Origin of the sequence: Alteromonas naphthalenivorans (assembly GCF_000213655.1) — a bacterium.
Taxonomy (GTDB): domain Bacteria; phylum Pseudomonadota; class Gammaproteobacteria; order Enterobacterales; family Alteromonadaceae; genus Alteromonas; species Alteromonas naphthalenivorans.
Genome location: NC_015554.1, coordinates 4,561,626 through 4,576,386, shown reverse-complemented (window position 1 = coordinate 4,576,386; position 14,761 = coordinate 4,561,626). Strand labels below are relative to the sequence as shown.

Annotated in this window: 15 protein-coding genes; 10 read left to right on the top strand and 5 right to left on the bottom strand. The window is 44.1% G+C overall.

The window, feature by feature from the left end:
• Positions 1-44: 44 nt before the first annotated feature.
• Together AMBT_RS19920 and AMBT_RS19915 are read right to left on the bottom strand one after the other, a co-directional pair.
• The gene (locus AMBT_RS19920) at positions 45-236 is read right to left on the bottom strand and encodes a CsbD family protein (protein WP_013786464.1); all 192 of its coding nucleotides are present in this window, start codon (positions 234-236) and stop codon (positions 45-47) included.
• A 217-nt stretch (positions 237-453) separates the two neighbouring features.
• On the bottom strand, positions 454-1,233 hold the full coding sequence (locus tag AMBT_RS19915; protein ID WP_013786463.1) for a siderophore-interacting protein: 780 nt from the start codon (positions 1,231-1,233) through the stop codon (positions 454-456).
• A gap of 478 nt (positions 1,234-1,711) precedes the next feature.
• On the opposite strand from AMBT_RS19915, the gene AMBT_RS22640 reads away from it, so the two are divergent.
• The 5 genes from AMBT_RS22640 to AMBT_RS19885 all read left to right on the top strand — a co-directional run bounded on the left by AMBT_RS22640 (position 1,712) and on the right by AMBT_RS19885 (position 7,872).
• Positions 1,712-1,876 (top strand): hypothetical protein, encoded by a 165-nt coding sequence (locus AMBT_RS22640; protein ID WP_158306777.1) that lies wholly within the window; start codon positions 1,712-1,714, stop codon positions 1,874-1,876.
• A 687-nt stretch (positions 1,877-2,563) separates the two neighbouring features.
• Positions 2,564-5,149, top strand: coding sequence for an efflux RND transporter permease subunit (locus AMBT_RS19900; protein WP_013786460.1), 2,586 nt, complete (start codon positions 2,564-2,566; stop codon positions 5,147-5,149).
• A 1-nt stretch (position 5,150) separates the two neighbouring features.
• The gene (locus tag AMBT_RS19895) at positions 5,151-6,065 is read left to right on the top strand and encodes an outer membrane lipoprotein-sorting protein (RefSeq protein ID WP_013786459.1); all 915 of its coding nucleotides are present in this window, start codon (positions 5,151-5,153) and stop codon (positions 6,063-6,065) included.
• 5 nt (positions 6,066-6,070) lie between these two features.
• Positions 6,071-7,579 (top strand): hypothetical protein, encoded by a 1,509-nt coding sequence (locus AMBT_RS19890; protein WP_013786458.1) that lies wholly within the window; start codon positions 6,071-6,073, stop codon positions 7,577-7,579.
• A 74-nt stretch (positions 7,580-7,653) separates the two neighbouring features.
• Entirely contained in the window at positions 7,654-7,872 is a 219-nt protein-coding gene (locus AMBT_RS19885) for a YgaP family membrane protein (protein WP_013786457.1), read from the top strand.
• A gap of 70 nt (positions 7,873-7,942) precedes the next feature.
• On the opposite strand, the gene AMBT_RS19880 is transcribed toward AMBT_RS19885, so the two are convergent.
• The 3 genes from AMBT_RS19880 to AMBT_RS19870 all read right to left on the bottom strand — a co-directional run bounded on the left by AMBT_RS19880 (position 7,943) and on the right by AMBT_RS19870 (position 9,779).
• A complete protein-coding gene (locus tag AMBT_RS19880; RefSeq protein WP_013786456.1) occupies positions 7,943-8,773 on the bottom strand; it encodes an HAD family acid phosphatase in 831 nt (276 codons plus the stop codon).
• A 171-nt stretch (positions 8,774-8,944) separates the two neighbouring features.
• A complete protein-coding gene (locus tag AMBT_RS19875) occupies positions 8,945-9,334 on the bottom strand; it encodes a YybH family protein (RefSeq protein WP_013786455.1) in 390 nt (129 codons plus the stop codon).
• Positions 9,335-9,422: 88 nt separating this feature from the next.
• The gene (locus tag AMBT_RS19870) at positions 9,423-9,779 is read right to left on the bottom strand and encodes a hypothetical protein (RefSeq protein ID WP_148259136.1); all 357 of its coding nucleotides are present in this window, start codon (positions 9,777-9,779) and stop codon (positions 9,423-9,425) included.
• Positions 9,780-10,227: 448 nt separating this feature from the next.
• On the opposite strand from AMBT_RS19870, the gene AMBT_RS19865 reads away from it, so the two are divergent.
• From AMBT_RS19865 to AMBT_RS19850, 5 genes are all read left to right on the top strand, one after another.
• On the top strand, positions 10,228-12,138 hold the full coding sequence (locus AMBT_RS19865) for a DUF885 domain-containing protein (protein ID WP_013786453.1): 1,911 nt from the start codon (positions 10,228-10,230) through the stop codon (positions 12,136-12,138).
• Between the two features lie 64 nt (positions 12,139-12,202).
• Entirely contained in the window at positions 12,203-13,342 is a 1,140-nt protein-coding gene (locus AMBT_RS19860; RefSeq protein ID WP_013786452.1) for an FG-GAP repeat domain-containing protein, read from the top strand.
• Between the two features lie 78 nt (positions 13,343-13,420).
• Entirely contained in the window at positions 13,421-13,579 is a 159-nt protein-coding gene (locus tag AMBT_RS22635) for a hypothetical protein (protein WP_013786451.1), read from the top strand.
• Between the two features lie 39 nt (positions 13,580-13,618).
• The gene (locus AMBT_RS19855; RefSeq protein WP_013786450.1) at positions 13,619-14,212 is read left to right on the top strand and encodes a GNAT family N-acetyltransferase; all 594 of its coding nucleotides are present in this window, start codon (positions 13,619-13,621) and stop codon (positions 14,210-14,212) included.
• A gap of 33 nt (positions 14,213-14,245) precedes the next feature.
• Positions 14,246-14,752 (top strand): AAA family ATPase, encoded by a 507-nt coding sequence (locus AMBT_RS19850; RefSeq protein WP_013786449.1) that lies wholly within the window; start codon positions 14,246-14,248, stop codon positions 14,750-14,752.
• Positions 14,753-14,761: the final 9 nt, after the last annotated feature.

The following is a 14,761-nucleotide window of genomic DNA, read 5'->3' as shown; positions in this document are numbered from 1 at the left end:
GGGCTTTTTTTGTGCTGCAAGCCGTTAAGGCTTAGGTGAAGTGCCTAGTTGAAATGTTTATCCACTTCTTTTTCGGCTTCTTCACGGCTTTTGCCATATGTTTGCTGAATCTTGCCTACTAGCTCTTCACGACGACCATCAATTACGTCTAGGTCATCATCGGTAAGTTTACCCCATTGCTGTTGTACCTTACCTTTCATTTCTTTCCAGTTGCCTTCGATACGATCATTGTTCATATGTTGCTCCTTTAAAAAGAATAACCGAGTGGTTATTGTGAACTGCACTTAATAAGTAGCAATCCCCATTCCAAACACTAACATTATGAATAATATAGTTTTTTGTGGTTTATGAACAAAGGGCTATTGCCAGCGCTCTGCATTATTTACATGGCGCTGAAAGTCATACAGGGTTTTATGATTATGCGGCACAATAAAATGATAGCTTCAATACTCATTAAGCAAGTTGCTTCGCAAAGGCTTCAACATCTTGACGCTTATCTATCTTATGCTGGTCTTCACTGCGCCCTTCACGCCAATAGCTGCTAATGTACACTTGGCTGTGGGGCACCTGTTTTTCGTCCTTAAGCCACGAACGAATTTTTCTCATTTGAGAAAATTCACAGGCAACCCATACAGCAGGGGTTCCTTGTTGCCAGTCAATACGCTGCAAGGCGTCAGACAATGTTGCTTCTTTTTTAGATACCCACTTAATCGATACGCCTTCAGGCTTTTCTAGCGTGGTAGCATCGGTTTCATGTTCAATAGCTATAACTGCAATGCCTTTAGTATGGCTAGGAAGTGCTTGTAAATAGTTTCTAATACTGGGCAGCGCTGTCATGTCGCCTGCGAAAAGTACCCAGTCATAATTCTCTGCTAACGCTTTACTGCTACCAGGGCCTGCAATAGTTAGCTTGTCACCTTCTTTTGCGCTTAGCGCCCATGCGGCGGCGGGGCCAGTTACTCCATCTTTTGCATGCACTACCATATCAATGGACATTTGTGCTTTTTGTCTATCGAAGCTGTTTATCGTGTAGGTACGCATAGCAACGGGTTTATCTTTGGCAGGCTGAACGACAGGGTCACCATTTAAATCAAAAAGTAACTTAACGTAAGCGCCAGGGCGAGTTTCTGGGAAGTCTTCTAATGTAGCGCCGCCAAGGACAATACGTTGCATGTTTGGTGTTATACGGAAAGACTCGATAACTTCAACAACACGAGGTGCGGGTTTAGACATGATTTTCTCCAAATACGACAGTGGGCATAGCTTATTTGATAATAGTTCTCATTTCCATTTCTAAGAGTGGGATGAAATCTAGCTAATAATTCTGGTTTTTAGAAAAGTAGGCCGTATTACGAAAGAGAGGATATTTATTATAGGCAAAAAGAAAGGGGCTAAAGAGCCCCTTAAGAAAAACACAACATAACTTGGAAAACACATTTACACTTCACAAAGCCAACACACTAAATGACTCCATGTATTAGTAAGAGCGGTGAAATAAAGAAAAGTTCAGCAAAATATAAAAATAAATAAAAAGTTTTTAAAATATTTATTTCCAGAGCCTCTTTTATCATAGGTTTAGTGGTTTGAAATAAAGGTAAGACCCTAAAATAAAAGGTAAAAATATAAACTGACAGGCAAAAAAATGCCCGCCAAAGGCGGGCTAAAATCAGAGGTATATAAAAGGCCGGGAAGGGCCTTAGAGGGGAGAGGCATGCTGTCGGGTGACAGCACACTAATAATATCGATGACATTACTAGTGTTCCTCGATATGGCTATTGCTGAAGGCGTAATGCCGGGTCAACAGAGCCAAATAAGTTACAATCCTTTGTTGCACATGGACATCAATGTCTGTGCCAGTGATGTGGGCATCCAGTAGTAATCGCGATGAAAGCGCTAGCTACTCTGCATCCTGCAGGCCTTTACGACTTAATCCAAGTCGCCATCACACTCAACTGGCGCAAAAACAGATAATCGGTCATTCACGTCAACAACTTCCTTAAGCAAATCAACTCACTCCGTGGTGATTGCTTTGTCGACATCAATGTCAACCTTGCTCGTCATCAAGACGCATCCTTTTTCAACATCCGTGTTGGCGTTAAACGTATTTAACTTTCCGATAAACAACAGAGCGACGTTAACCTTGCTATCAATCCTTGCATCCCTGGCCGACGAATTTCCTTTTACGTCCAATGTTGTCAGCCTGCGCAGATAAAGTCTGTAATGTCATGGTTACCTTCGTGGTAACGGTATGCCTTCCTAGCATCATGTTTACGTCTGTTGTTATCCGTTAGTCTAATTAATGCCAAACTTGTGCCAAAATTTAGCGTCGTTTAAATATAATAGTAAATTATTGATATAAATCTATTTTATTCTAAATTTAAAACGTTTGGCATTAATTGGGCGTATGTTTAAAAAAAAGGGTGGGAAATTTTTTCCTACTGTCGTGTCGTTTCTTACCGAATGCACATACACAATAACAATCAGTGTTACCTTGCTTGAAAATATGCTTGTTTACTGTTCAATATATAATATAATAAAAATCTAATATATTAAGGTTTTTGATATGAAATTAGCAATTGATATGCTTTTGCATGTAAGCACGCACAAAGGGCGATGGGTTTATTTTTTTCTCGCCGTGATAACGGCATTTGCCGCTTTTCAAATGCGGTTAATTCAGATTGATACCGATCCTGAAAACATGTTGGCGGAATCTCATCGTGCTCGTACCTTTCATAATGAGGTAAAGCAAACCTTTTCCATGCACGATGCGATAGTGGTTGGTTTGGTGGTGCCGGAAAAGGGTGCCAAAAGCGATGAGGCCATAAGCGGCATATACACGCCAGACGCCTTAGCAGCCATTCACCAAGTGACTGACCATGTACTGGCTATAGAGGGTGTTATTAGCCAAGACGTCATGTCGTTTTCAACAGTAGACAACATTAAGCAAGGTAGTGACGGGAGTCTTGAGTTTTCATGGTTAATGGCCAGCCCACCTGAAACCGCAAGCGCAAGTGCTGAACTACAAAAGTCTATCGAAAGGCTGCCGTTACTGTACGACACGCTGGCTGCGTCTTCAGGTAACGCTGCTGCTATTTATATCCCTATTGCCGACAAGAATGAAAGTTATCGCATTGCCCAAGATATTCGCGCTTATTTAACGAATGTTGACACGGCAGGCCAATGGCACATCACAGGCTTACCTGTTGCTGAAGATCAGTTTGGGGTAGAAATGTTTGTGCAAATGGCTATCGCTGCACCTGCGGCTGGTGCCATGATTTTTATTCTTCTGTTCTTATTTTTCAGAAATTGGTCGCTTATTACTGCGCCCATGATAGTGGCGATGGCTACAGTTATCATTACCATGGGTGCTCTCATTGGCATGGGATTCACTGTGCACATTATGTCATCCATGATTGCTATTTTTCTCATGCCAATCGCGGTAGTCGACTCAGTACACATATTGTCTGAATTTTCCGACCGTTGTAAGCCAGGTGAAAATGCAGGTAAGGTGATCACTCACGTGGTTGAGCACCTGTTTAAGCCCATGCTGTTTACCTCACTCACTTCATCAGCAGGCTTTTTCTCTTTAATGCTAACCCCTATACCGCCCGTGCAGATCTTTGGTGCTTATATTGGCTTTGGCATTTTATTGGCATTTTTGATTACTCTTACGTTTATCCCTGCTTATATTTCCCGTATGTCGCCCGCGGCATTAAGCAAACTTCAAGTCGCGCTACATCAAAATGAAGAAGCAGATAATAATGAAGGCAGTACCACGTTACTAAAACGTACCGTTACTAAACTACGCTACATCGCGCTAAACCACAGAGCGCTGATTATTGCTGTATTTGGTGCAATTACCCTAGTATCAGCGTGGGGAATTACGCAAATTAATATCAACGACAACCCTGTGCGTTGGTTTAAACAAGACCATGAAATAAGGGTGGCAGACAGGGCCTTAAATGCAGAGTTTGCGGGCACGTACAATGCTTATTTGGTCATTACAGATACCAATAAAAGCATTGATGCTATCAAGGTATTAAATGAGGCAAATTTACCATCAAGTTTAGATGAATGGGTTGAGCAAACTCAGGTGTCGATAAACCAGAGCGACGATGCTAACAAAATGTCGGAACTTGCCATGCGTATTGATGATGCGCTATTTAGCAATCTCGACGATGATGAACTAACCGCGTTAGACAACTTATTGCAAGTCGTTGATGCCGCGAATGGGAATGCCAATACCTTCCAACAGCCCGCAGTACTTGCGCATATTGAGAAGTTACAAGCGTACCTAGATACTCAACCTTTAATTGGTAAATCACAGTCTTTGGTTGATGTAGTCAAAGTGGTGAATCGTGAGTTGCGCTCAGGTAATGAGGTAGACTACGCATTGCCCGCCAACAACCGAGGCGTGGCACAAACCCTAATGCAATATCAGTCTTCCCACCGTCCTCAAGACCTGTGGCATTTTGTCACGCCGGATTATCGCCAAACGCTGATTTGGCTACAGCTAACCAGCGGTGACAACCAAGATATGACGAATGTCATTTCGCTTGTTGAAGATTACTTTGCTAATAACCCACTACCAGAAGGGCTAAGCTACGACTGGGCAGGTAAAGCCTACTTAAATGTGGTGTGGCAAGAAAATATGGTAACAGGCATGTTGGAAAGCTTGCTTAGCGCCTTTGTCATTGTATTTGTGATGATGGTACTACTGTTCCGTTCTTTAGTTTTTGGCGTGCTCGCTATGCTTCCCCTTACCATCACGATTACCTTTATTTACGGGCTTATTGGCATTGTGGGTAAAGACTACGACATGCCTATTGCTGTACTTTCGGCGCTTACCTTGGGGTTATCTGTGGATTTCGCTATTCACTTCCTTGCTAGGGCGCGTGAAATCTATAAGGAAACGGGTAGTGTGCCAGACACCTTAGACGCTATGTTCGATGAGCCTGCCAGTGCAATAACGCGAAATGCGTTGGTGATAGCACTGGGCTTCACCCCTTTACTGCTAGCGCCGTTAGTGCCTTACATAACGGTGGGTGTTTTCTTGGCGAGTATCATGGCGGTTTCTGCCTTGGTGACTTTGTTGGTCTTACCCGCGGCCATGGTATTTTTAAAACGTTGGGTTTTTAAAGGAGCTTAATATGCGTAATTCAATGCTTCACATCACAAATGTTAATCGCGTTTTCTCTGGTATGGCACGCGCTAATACTCACATCAACACTAAAACCTCCAACTCGAGTGTTCGTGTTTGGTTAACGAGTATGTTGCTACTTTGCTTTTCTTTTGCCGCGGTGACTCCCGTTACCGCGAATGCGCAAGAAGACGTGGCGAGTATTATTGCGAAGTCAGAAAAGGCCGCCTATTACGCAGGCAATGACGGTAAATCAATGGCGCGAATGATCATCGTAGATAGTCAAGGGCGTAAACAAATGCGTCAGTTCACGATTTTGCGTAAAGACGTGCTAAACAATGAAGGTACTGAAAGCGGCGACCAAAAAATGCTGGTGTTTTTCAGCCGCCCAACCGAAGTAAAAGGCACGGTGTTTAGAGTTGAAAAGCACACCAACATTGATACCGATGATGATCGTTGGTTGTATTTACCGGCCCTTGATTTAGTAAAGCGCATTGCCGCTGGCGATAAACGCACCTCGTTTGTCGGTTCACACTTTTTTTATGAAGATGTGTCGGGCCGTGCAGTGTCAGAAGACAACTTCACTATGCAAAATACCACCGATACCCACTATGTGTTACGCGCAACGCCTAAAAGCGCCGGTAGCGTAGAGTTCTCTCATTATGTCGTAGAGATAGACAAGCAAACCTACTTGCCCACGCTAATCAACTTTTTCAAAGGAGATGATAATTACCGCCGAGTTGAAGCGGTATCAGTAGACACAGTTCAAGGGTACCCAACGGTAGTACGAAGCAAGGTGTCTGATTTAGCATCAGGGGGTTATACCTTAATGGAATTTCGCGGTATTCAGTACGATATTGCGTTGCCAGACAGCGTGTTTAGCGAACGTAGCTTGCGAGTGCCACCACGAGAGTTTGTGGAGTAATCGTGATGCGGGCAGCACAGCTTTTTTCAGGGAAATACTTTGTTAGCGCACTTTTTGAGGTCGGGCTACCGGGAATAGCGCTACTTGCAATAGTGCTGCTGGGAATAAGTGTTTCAACTCCGGTGTATTCACAAGCACTCCAGAATGAAATTGCACAAGATGTACCCGCTAAAACTGAACAAATCGACAACCCCGAGCCTGCTAGTGACGATAGTTTGGAAAATGAAGGGTGGGATGATAACAGCTGGGGCAACGAAGGTTGGAGTGACGATAATTGGGATAGCGAAGACTGGGGCGAGCAGGACAATAGCGCTACCGCTTACACCTTAAGTGGATTTGTCGAGTTAGCGGCAGGAAACCGAGTAGCTACTGACGCTGCCATTGATGCTAGCAGCACCTTACGAGATGCAAGAGTGCAACTACGCGCTGATTACGCGCTAGCAGCATCGAAACTTAGTTTTCGGGGCGATGCGTGGTACGACGGCGTTAAACATCAACGAGAATTTCAGATACGTGAGCTAGCATGGCAAGGCAATCTTGCTGCTTTGGGCCAATGGGGCAATGCTTTTGACCTGAAAATTGGGCAGCAAGTACTCACTTGGGGAACAGGTGATTATGTCTTTCTAAACGATCTTTTCCCAAAAGATTATCAGTCATTTTTTTCTGGCCGTGATGATGAGTATTTAAAAGCGCCCAGTGCTTCTATTAAGTTATCTGGGTATTGGGAGGCCATAAATATAGATGTTGTGGTGACACCAGAATTTGAACCTGATATCGGTATTACAGGAGAAGTCTTTTCCTTTTTTAGCCCCCAAGCCGATGAAAATATCGCGCCAGCGTATACCGTAAGTAATGAGAATACGCCTAGTGGTAGTGAAGTGGCGTTGCGGGCGCATCGCACATTTAGCAGCTCGATTGGGAGTATTGAGGCTGCGTTATACGGATATCGAGGTTATACCAAGCAACCCACCGCCGTAGATGAATTGGGTGCGCCGCGTTATAGCCGCTTAAATGCCATTGGCGCCAGCGTCGTTATGCCATTGGGTAAAGGGATTGCAAATGCAGAGTATGCGTATTACCGGAGTGTGGAAGATAGTGAAGGTACTGATCCATCTGTGAGTAATTCCCAGAGCCGCTTCTTACTGGGTTACAGCCAAGAAGTGATGGCTAATGTAACCGGCGCTGTGCAGTGGTATACCGAAGCCATTCAACATCATGATTCACTATTGACTCATTCACTCTACCCAGAATATGAGCAAGAAGCGTATCGCCATTGGGTTACAGGTCGTATTACATGGCAGGCGTGGCGACAAACCCTCACTATCAATAGCTTTCTATTTTATTCACCTACGGATAATGATGGTTATTTGAAAGCTAGCGCCAGCTATTCGCCGACTGATAAATGGCAGGTTCGAGGCGGAGTAAACCTATTTAGCGGCGAAGAAACACATACTTTCTTTGCTCAATTCGAAGATGCCAGTAACGTCTATTTTGCGTTTAGGTATTTTTATTAGTTTGCGCAGCAAACAAATGTAGTCGTAAATTTTGTACAAATTAACTGGGTGCGATTATTTAAGAGGAAATGATAATGTCTCAGGAAAAAGCATTGACCGCTTTTGCGGGCTTCATGGTGTTGTTGTCGGTTGTGTTAACCGTATGGGTTCACCCAAACTTTGTATGGTTTACGGTGTTTATTGGCGCCAACTTATTTCAGCAAAGCTTTACCGGCTTTTGCCCCGCCACACTTTTTTTTAAAAAGGTATTGGGGCTAAAAAGCGAAAGAGAGCTGGCTCAACAGCAAAACTAGTTTAACGATAAGCGAATTTAAATATTCGCGAAGGCACTAGTTAGGCTTAAGCGTTGATGGCTAGCTACGCTTACCAAGAACCATACATAGGGTTAGGCAAAATAAACAAGCTAGTGCCGACTTCAGGCAGTATCGCTGGCAGATAAGCATCTTCCTGCGTTACCCCTTGAAAATCTTCAATATTATCGCCAATTTGCATAATAATATTATGCGGTTTGTTCCAACCCTCACTTGCCGTGTCATTCGTGAGCGAGCAAGCTGGCGAGCCTTGCTTTACGGCATTACGACGGCGGTCTTTATCGTTCACAATGTACTTATGATCAACGGCCTCTTTGTCGGCAGGTAATCTGCCCATAATACAGGTGTTGCTTGGTGTAAGCGGCAAGCCCATGGCGAGCAAGTTATTCCACGTGTGGCTGTCTAAGGTTTTATCGCGGTTAGTAATAAGGGCAATTTTTCCACCTCTTTCAATCACGGTTGTTAGAAACTTATCTACACCGGGAACTAACGTGGCTTCTTCCCTTTTTATCCATGCGTTCCAGCTTTCGCTTGAATACCCCAAGCCTTTTGACTCACGCTCTTCTTGATAAAGGCTGTTATCTAGCACGGTTTCATCTACATCTAGCACGATTACGGCAGGCGTTTGCTGATTTTCAAAGGTTGCAGGCAGTGCGGCGGTAGCTTGCTTATAAACATAGGCGCTAAGAAGTGGATACTCTTTACTCTGGCGTTGGTATTTCACAGCGTTAGATAAAGAAAAAGACGCTTCTGGCGCAGCGTCCGCTACGCTGGTGTCAGCCTGTGGGGTAGTAACACAGGCTGATAGCGCGCTTAGCGCCAAACAAGACACGGCAATAGGTCGCAGTGCGGTCTTAAGAGAAGTCGAAGCAGTGGTAAACATGTTTATAGTCCTTGCTTGGCGGTAACGGTTTATCTTCGCCAATGAAAATTTTGATGCGTTACTTTGACACAAAACGTTCCGGCTTCAAAATAAAGGTAACTTGCCCGAGCCTCACTTTGTCGTATTACTGATAAAACTAACTAGCGCCGGGCCTAATGCTTCTGCAAAGTCTCAGGCAAAGTCGAGTAAATCGGTGCCAAAGAAGTTATCGATAATGCATCGCCATTCACCGCTGTCGTTTCGCTGCATCACATACACCGCTCGTTTGCCGTCGCAAGGTAATGTGTGGGGAGCGGCTTTTGGCACTAGGTAAAGCTTAGCGATTACTAACGCCACATCACCCGCTTCAATTACAATTTCATCGCCGGTGGTAACGATATGCTCCGGCATGTATTTGCGTTGGAAAGTTTGTAGTGCGCTAACACAATCGTGCTGGGCTGTGCCTTTTAGCGGCGTAGATACCACCTTGGCATTATCGCCATAGCAGGCGCTAACCGAAGCTGGATCGTTTTCGTTTACCGCGTTATGCAAACGGGCTAATAACTGAGTGATGTTGTTCATGGCTGTCGTCTCGTTTGTTTTTACCGCGAAGACAGACTTAAGAAAAACCCGCCTTGGCGGCGGGTTTTAGTGATGTTTTACGTACGCACTAACTTTCCCGCCAATTATTAATAATAATAGCGAGGAGGATAATTGAGTTTAACGCCAAACCTTGGCGCGGTGCTGAAAACAGCAATGTGCGTAATGTCATAACCGCAGTATTTAATTTGCCGAATAAAAAGTCAATGACTTTGTGGGGTAGATTCTCATCGCTTAACAGATGATGTGCTAGGGCAATCGAAACGCGCGGTAAACCCATCCATGGGCGCTCCGCCACAGCATCCATGCTGTGGAGGGTTCCGATAGCCCTTGCACACCATCTATACTGAGTTCGTACGGTAGTAATCGGCAAGCCCGTAAATGTTCCAATGGGCTCTGCTGCCGCATCCTTGCGGCAGAGGGTCATAAGGCATGCGCTCCACCCTCACGCTGAAACTTAACATAGCTAGCTACTTCGGCACAGCATCCATGCTGTGGAGGGTTCCGATAGCCCTTGCACACCATCTATATTGAGTTCGTACGGTAGTAATCGGTAAGCCCGAATAGGTTCCAAAGGGCTCCGCTGCCGCATCCTTGCGGCAGAGGGTATGAGACTCGCTCTCCACCCTCACTCTGAAACATAGCTGGCTACTTCGCCACAGCACCTATGTTTTGGAGGGTTCCGATTGCCCTAGCACACCATCTATATTGAGTTCGTGCGGTAATAATCGGTAAGTCTGTGAATGTCTGGAAGGGCGCGCTCCGCTTCCAAGTTTTAGCAATATGTAAAATTGTTACCCATTCGAATCGGTTTGTTTTAATGTCGTAGATGAAATTAAAAAATAACAAATATAGATGCTTTAGGAGAGAAACGAATGCGGGTAAGAAAATGTAGCGTTACAAAAGCCCTTCCTAAAAGTGCGGTGGCATTTGCTGTATGTGCAGTAGGCTTAAGTACTACTTTATTAAGTGGCTGCAATCCCGCACCTGAAGATGCGCCTAAGCATGCACAGCAGGCTAGTGTTGATAAGCCAGAAAGCGTTAAACAGCAAGAAGATAAGCGACTTGTCGCGTTTATAGAGGCGCGTTTTGATAGGTTGGTGGCACAAAGCCCAAATCTCCAATCTTACCTAGGTATTAACAATGGCGCGCAATCTACGTGGAGTGACACGTCTGATGCGTTTGCTCAAAAGCAGTTAGAAAACACAAAGGCCGATCTGGCTAAATTAACTGCCGAATTCGACCGCAGTGACTTAAGCGACGAAGGTAAATTGAATTTTGATTTGTTTAAGCGAGAGCTAACTAACGAAATTGAAAATGCAGCCTTTCGTAAGCAAAGTTATGTGGTTGATCAGTTTAGAGGTCAATACACTTCAGCCATTACCTTGCTTAAAAATAATCACCGTATTGTGAATGAAGCTGGTGCACAGGCGTATATAAATAGGCTTGTAGGTTTTGAATCGCTCATGGACGATATTGTAGCGAGAATGAAAGACCGGGCAGCCTTTGGTGTGTTACCGCCTGCATTTTCGTTTGATTCAATGATCAACGACGTGAGTGCTATGTTAACCGGTGCACCTTTAGATGCCCCGGTTACGAGTAGTAGCAAGCTTCACCCCTTGTATGCAGACTTCAAAGAAAAGTTAGCCGCACTGCATTTAGAAGAATCAAAAGAAAATGCATTGCTTGAAGAGGCTAGTAGCGCGCTTAAAGGGCCATTTAAAAGAGGCTACAGCAGCTTACTCGCCACGTTGAAACAACAAAAGCCATTACAAGCTAACAATGATGGTGTTTGGTCGTTGCCTAACGGCGATGCTTATTACGCGAATCGAGTAAAAGCTGAAACCACATTAGCGTTGTCACCAGAAGAAATTCATGTGATTGGTTTAAATGAAGTTGCACGTATTCATCAACAGATGCAGCAGATAATGGATGAGGTTGAGTTTACGGGAACACTACAAGCTTTTTTTGAATTCATACGCACCGACCCCAATAATTTTTATGCCAATAACGACGAGGGTCGAGCGGCGTTTTTGGCTGATGCAAAAGCGCAAACCAGTGAAATCTTTGCCGTTGCCGATCAATATTTCCATACTCTGCCAAAAGCGGATTTAGAAGTACGTAGAGTAGAGCCTTGGCGTGAGAACTCTACGTCTATTGCGTTTTATAATCGTCCCAGTTTAGATGGAAGCCGTCCTGGTATTTACTATGCTAATTTGGCTGATATGACAGGGGTTCAAAAGTATGTGTTCAAAGCGATAACTTATCATGAAGGCGTGCCCGGCCATCATTTTCAAATTGCCCAGGCACAAGAACTAGAAGGGCTGCCGCGCTTTAGGAAGTATTTAGGTGTAGGGGCTTATATAGAAGGTTGGGCCTTGTATGCAGAACAATTAGCGTTCGAGATGGGCTTTTATAAAAACCCATTGCATAATTTTGGCCGTTTGCAGAATGAGCTTTGGCGAGCGGTTCGCCTAGTGACCGATACCGGTATTCACTACAAACGCTGGTCGCGAGAACAAGCCATAGAATACTTTGTTACCAACACCCCTTTATCACCACAAGACATTGAAACGGAAGTAGAGCGTTATTTTGTAAATCCAGGGCAGGCGCTTTCATACAAAATGGGTATGCTAAAAATACTGGAATTACGTGAAAAAGCGCAAGCGCAGATAGGTGATAACTTCGATATTCGCGACTTCCATTCAAGCGTACTGGGTGCTGGCGCATTGCCTTTGGACGTGTTAGAAAAGCGGGTAGAGCAATACATCAACACTAAACAATAATAGCAGAAGGACAATGCCCTACTTCTTCTCTGCGATCGGCGGTATAAATATCTGTAGGTGAAACATGAATGTATTAACTTCTACAAGTTATTTCCTTTTGATAACTATTGGCTTAGTTGACGTTTACGCGTCAGCAGAGACTATTGAAATAGATAGCATAAAATACACATCGTCCATTATTGAAGTAGGGGCTGGGCAACCATCGATTATCGCGTCGGATATTAACGCTGATGACAACCAAGATGTGATAATCGCGAACGCGTCTGATAATAATATTATCACTTACCTTTCAGACGGGAAGGGTACCCTAAACCGCGGCGGAATTTTTGCTGCAGGGGATAGCCCTTCTGGGTTAGCGATATCAGATATAAACGCAGACGGACACGTTGATGTGGTTGTTGCCAATCATGAAACTTCGTACATTACTGTGCTCTTTGGCAAGGGGGATGGAACCTTTGTCGAGCCGCCGCATTCCCCCTTAAATATTAACGTAAAGCCTCATCCCCACGTTGTGAAATTGAGTGACATTGATGGTGATGAAACGCCAGATTTAATTGTAGATAACAGAAGCCACAATGGACTTCTGGTACTAAAAGGCTTAAGTGCAGGAAGATTTAAAACGCCTGGTAAGGTTATTAACGCAGGTGGAGACCCATACCGAGGGTTTGCTGTTGGCGACATCAATAACGATGGTTTTGAAGATATGGTTACTCCAAATCAGCGAGATATTGGCGTATTGGTAAATACTGGCGATAAGCAAATGCGCTTTTCTTTAAGCAAGTTAGCCCAACCGGAATCGCCCTTTGCTATTGAACTTGCTGATATGAATGGCGACGGAAACCAAGATGTCATTGTAGCGACAAATGAAAGTATGATTACCATTATGCTCGGCGATGGACGCGGTAATTTTCTAAAAGGCGCTAAATCAGAAATTAGCGCTTCAGCAGGCGCTAAACAAATTGCCACGGGCGATATAAATGATGACGGAATTGATGATGCGTTAATCAGCAGTTGGTCAGGTGAAGTGCTTGCAATATTGGGAACTAAGTCGTCATTTAAGTCTATCAGTTTCAAGCACCCTCAAATTTCAAACCCCTGGAGCCTTGCCATTCTCGATATAAATCAAGATGGTAAAAGTGATTTTGTCATTGGAGATGGTGACAGTAAACGGGCTGCTGTGTATGTTAGTAGCAATGACTTGTAGGCGTTGAGTTATTTAGTGTAGCTTTTAAGTAATCAACAGCGTCAGAAATAATATTCGTGCGCTAATAAAAGGGATATTTTGACAGAGCTTACTGTCGAAGATGTTGAAAAGTACCTGAATTCACTTGGTTCGCAGGGCTGGGAAATTATCGACCTAGATTTTCAAATGGACCCGACGATGCTCGTTGGTCCTATGCCTTTGCTTAAAGTGGCCAAAAGACCTAAAAAACAATGCTAACGCTAGTTTAGTTAAACTGAAAAGGAAGCAGGATATACAATGTTTTTACCAGAAAATGAACTTGATGCCGGATCAGTCGTGCTGGTGCCTTTGCGGGAAGAACATGCTGATGATTTGGCAGACGCTGCGAGTGATGGAAAACTATGGGAGCTCTGGTTTACTTCGGTGCCACGACCAGACGCTATTGACACTTATATTTCTCTGGCATTGCAGCAGCAAAAAGATGGCTTGTCCCAACCCTTCGTGGTGGTTGAAAAACTAAGTGGGAAAGTGATCGGCAGTACCCGTTTTTGCAATCTAGATTATGCAAACAAGCGAGTAGAAATTGGTTATACCTGGTATGCAAAAAGTCATCAGCGCTCGTCGGTAAACACGGAATGTAAATTAGCGCTACTGAACCATGCATTCGAGGTGCTTGACGTTATTGCTGTTGAGTTTAGAACTCACTGGCACAATCTTGAATCGCGTAAGGCAATTGCTCGTTTCGGCGCAAAACAGGATGGGGTACTTAGGCAGCATCAACGTCTACCAGATGGTTCGTTTAGAGACACAGTGGTATTTTCCATTATTAATTCTGAATGGGCGGCGGTAAAAAATAACTTAGTGTACAAGTTGGCAAGTTTTCGACAATAGAGCCACGTGATAGCGCTAATAACAAGGTGAGTCATGACAAAAATCGTGGTATTTGGAAATTCAGGTTCAGGAAAGTCTACCTTGGCTAAGAATTTGGTAAAGGGGCACCACATCGCTCATTTAGATTTGGACTCGGTTGCTTGGGCGCCTTCTAGTTTGCCGACAAACCCACCTAGTCGTTTGCCTATCAGCGAATCAAAGGTGCTTATTGAAACTTTCTTATCTAAAAATACATCGTGGGTTATTGAGGGTTGCTATTCCGATTTGCTCGCTGAAGTCTTGCCTTCTGCCGATGAGCTCATCTTCTTAAATCTACCCATTAACCTTTGTGTAGAAAATGCTAAGGCTCGCCCATGGGAACCTCATAAGTATGCGTCTAAGCAAGCGCAAGATGCGAATTTAGATATGTTGATAGACTGGATAAAGGACTATGAAAATAGAACGGATACCTTTTCCAAGCAAAGTCATCAAGTCTTGTACGATAGTTTTGAGGGAACCAAAACCATGTACACCTCAAACAGCCACAGTGAAAGACAATGAAAGATAGCG

Bases quoted from the DNA above. Each gene is read 5' to 3' on its own strand.
- AMBT_RS19920 (WP_013786464.1), bottom strand. From the start codon at position 236: ATGAACAATGATCGTATCGAAGGCAACTGGAAAGAAATGAAAGGTAAG.
- AMBT_RS19915 (WP_013786463.1), bottom strand. From the start codon at position 1,233: ATGTCTAAACCCGCACCTCGTGTTGTTGAAGTTATCGAGTCTTTCCGT.
- AMBT_RS22640 (WP_158306777.1), top strand. From the start codon at position 1,712: ATGCTGTCGGGTGACAGCACACTAATAATATCGATGACATTACTAGTG.
- AMBT_RS19900 (WP_013786460.1), top strand. From the start codon at position 2,564: ATGAAATTAGCAATTGATATGCTTTTGCATGTAAGCACGCACAAAGGG.
- AMBT_RS19895 (WP_013786459.1), top strand. From the start codon at position 5,151: ATGCGTAATTCAATGCTTCACATCACAAATGTTAATCGCGTTTTCTCT.
- AMBT_RS19890 (WP_013786458.1), top strand. From the start codon at position 6,071: ATGCGGGCAGCACAGCTTTTTTCAGGGAAATACTTTGTTAGCGCACTT.
- AMBT_RS19885 (WP_013786457.1), top strand. From the start codon at position 7,654: ATGTCTCAGGAAAAAGCATTGACCGCTTTTGCGGGCTTCATGGTGTTG.
- AMBT_RS19880 (WP_013786456.1), bottom strand. From the start codon at position 8,773: ATGTTTACCACTGCTTCGACTTCTCTTAAGACCGCACTGCGACCTATT.
- AMBT_RS19875 (WP_013786455.1), bottom strand. From the start codon at position 9,334: ATGAACAACATCACTCAGTTATTAGCCCGTTTGCATAACGCGGTAAAC.
- AMBT_RS19870 (WP_148259136.1), bottom strand. From the start codon at position 9,779: ATGACCCTCTGCCGCAAGGATGCGGCAGCAGAGCCCATTGGAACATTT.
- AMBT_RS19865 (WP_013786453.1), top strand. From the start codon at position 10,228: ATGCGGGTAAGAAAATGTAGCGTTACAAAAGCCCTTCCTAAAAGTGCG.
- AMBT_RS19860 (WP_013786452.1), top strand. From the start codon at position 12,203: ATGAATGTATTAACTTCTACAAGTTATTTCCTTTTGATAACTATTGGC.
- AMBT_RS19855 (WP_013786450.1), top strand. From the start codon at position 13,619: ATGTTTTTACCAGAAAATGAACTTGATGCCGGATCAGTCGTGCTGGTG.
- AMBT_RS19850 (WP_013786449.1), top strand. From the start codon at position 14,246: ATGACAAAAATCGTGGTATTTGGAAATTCAGGTTCAGGAAAGTCTACC.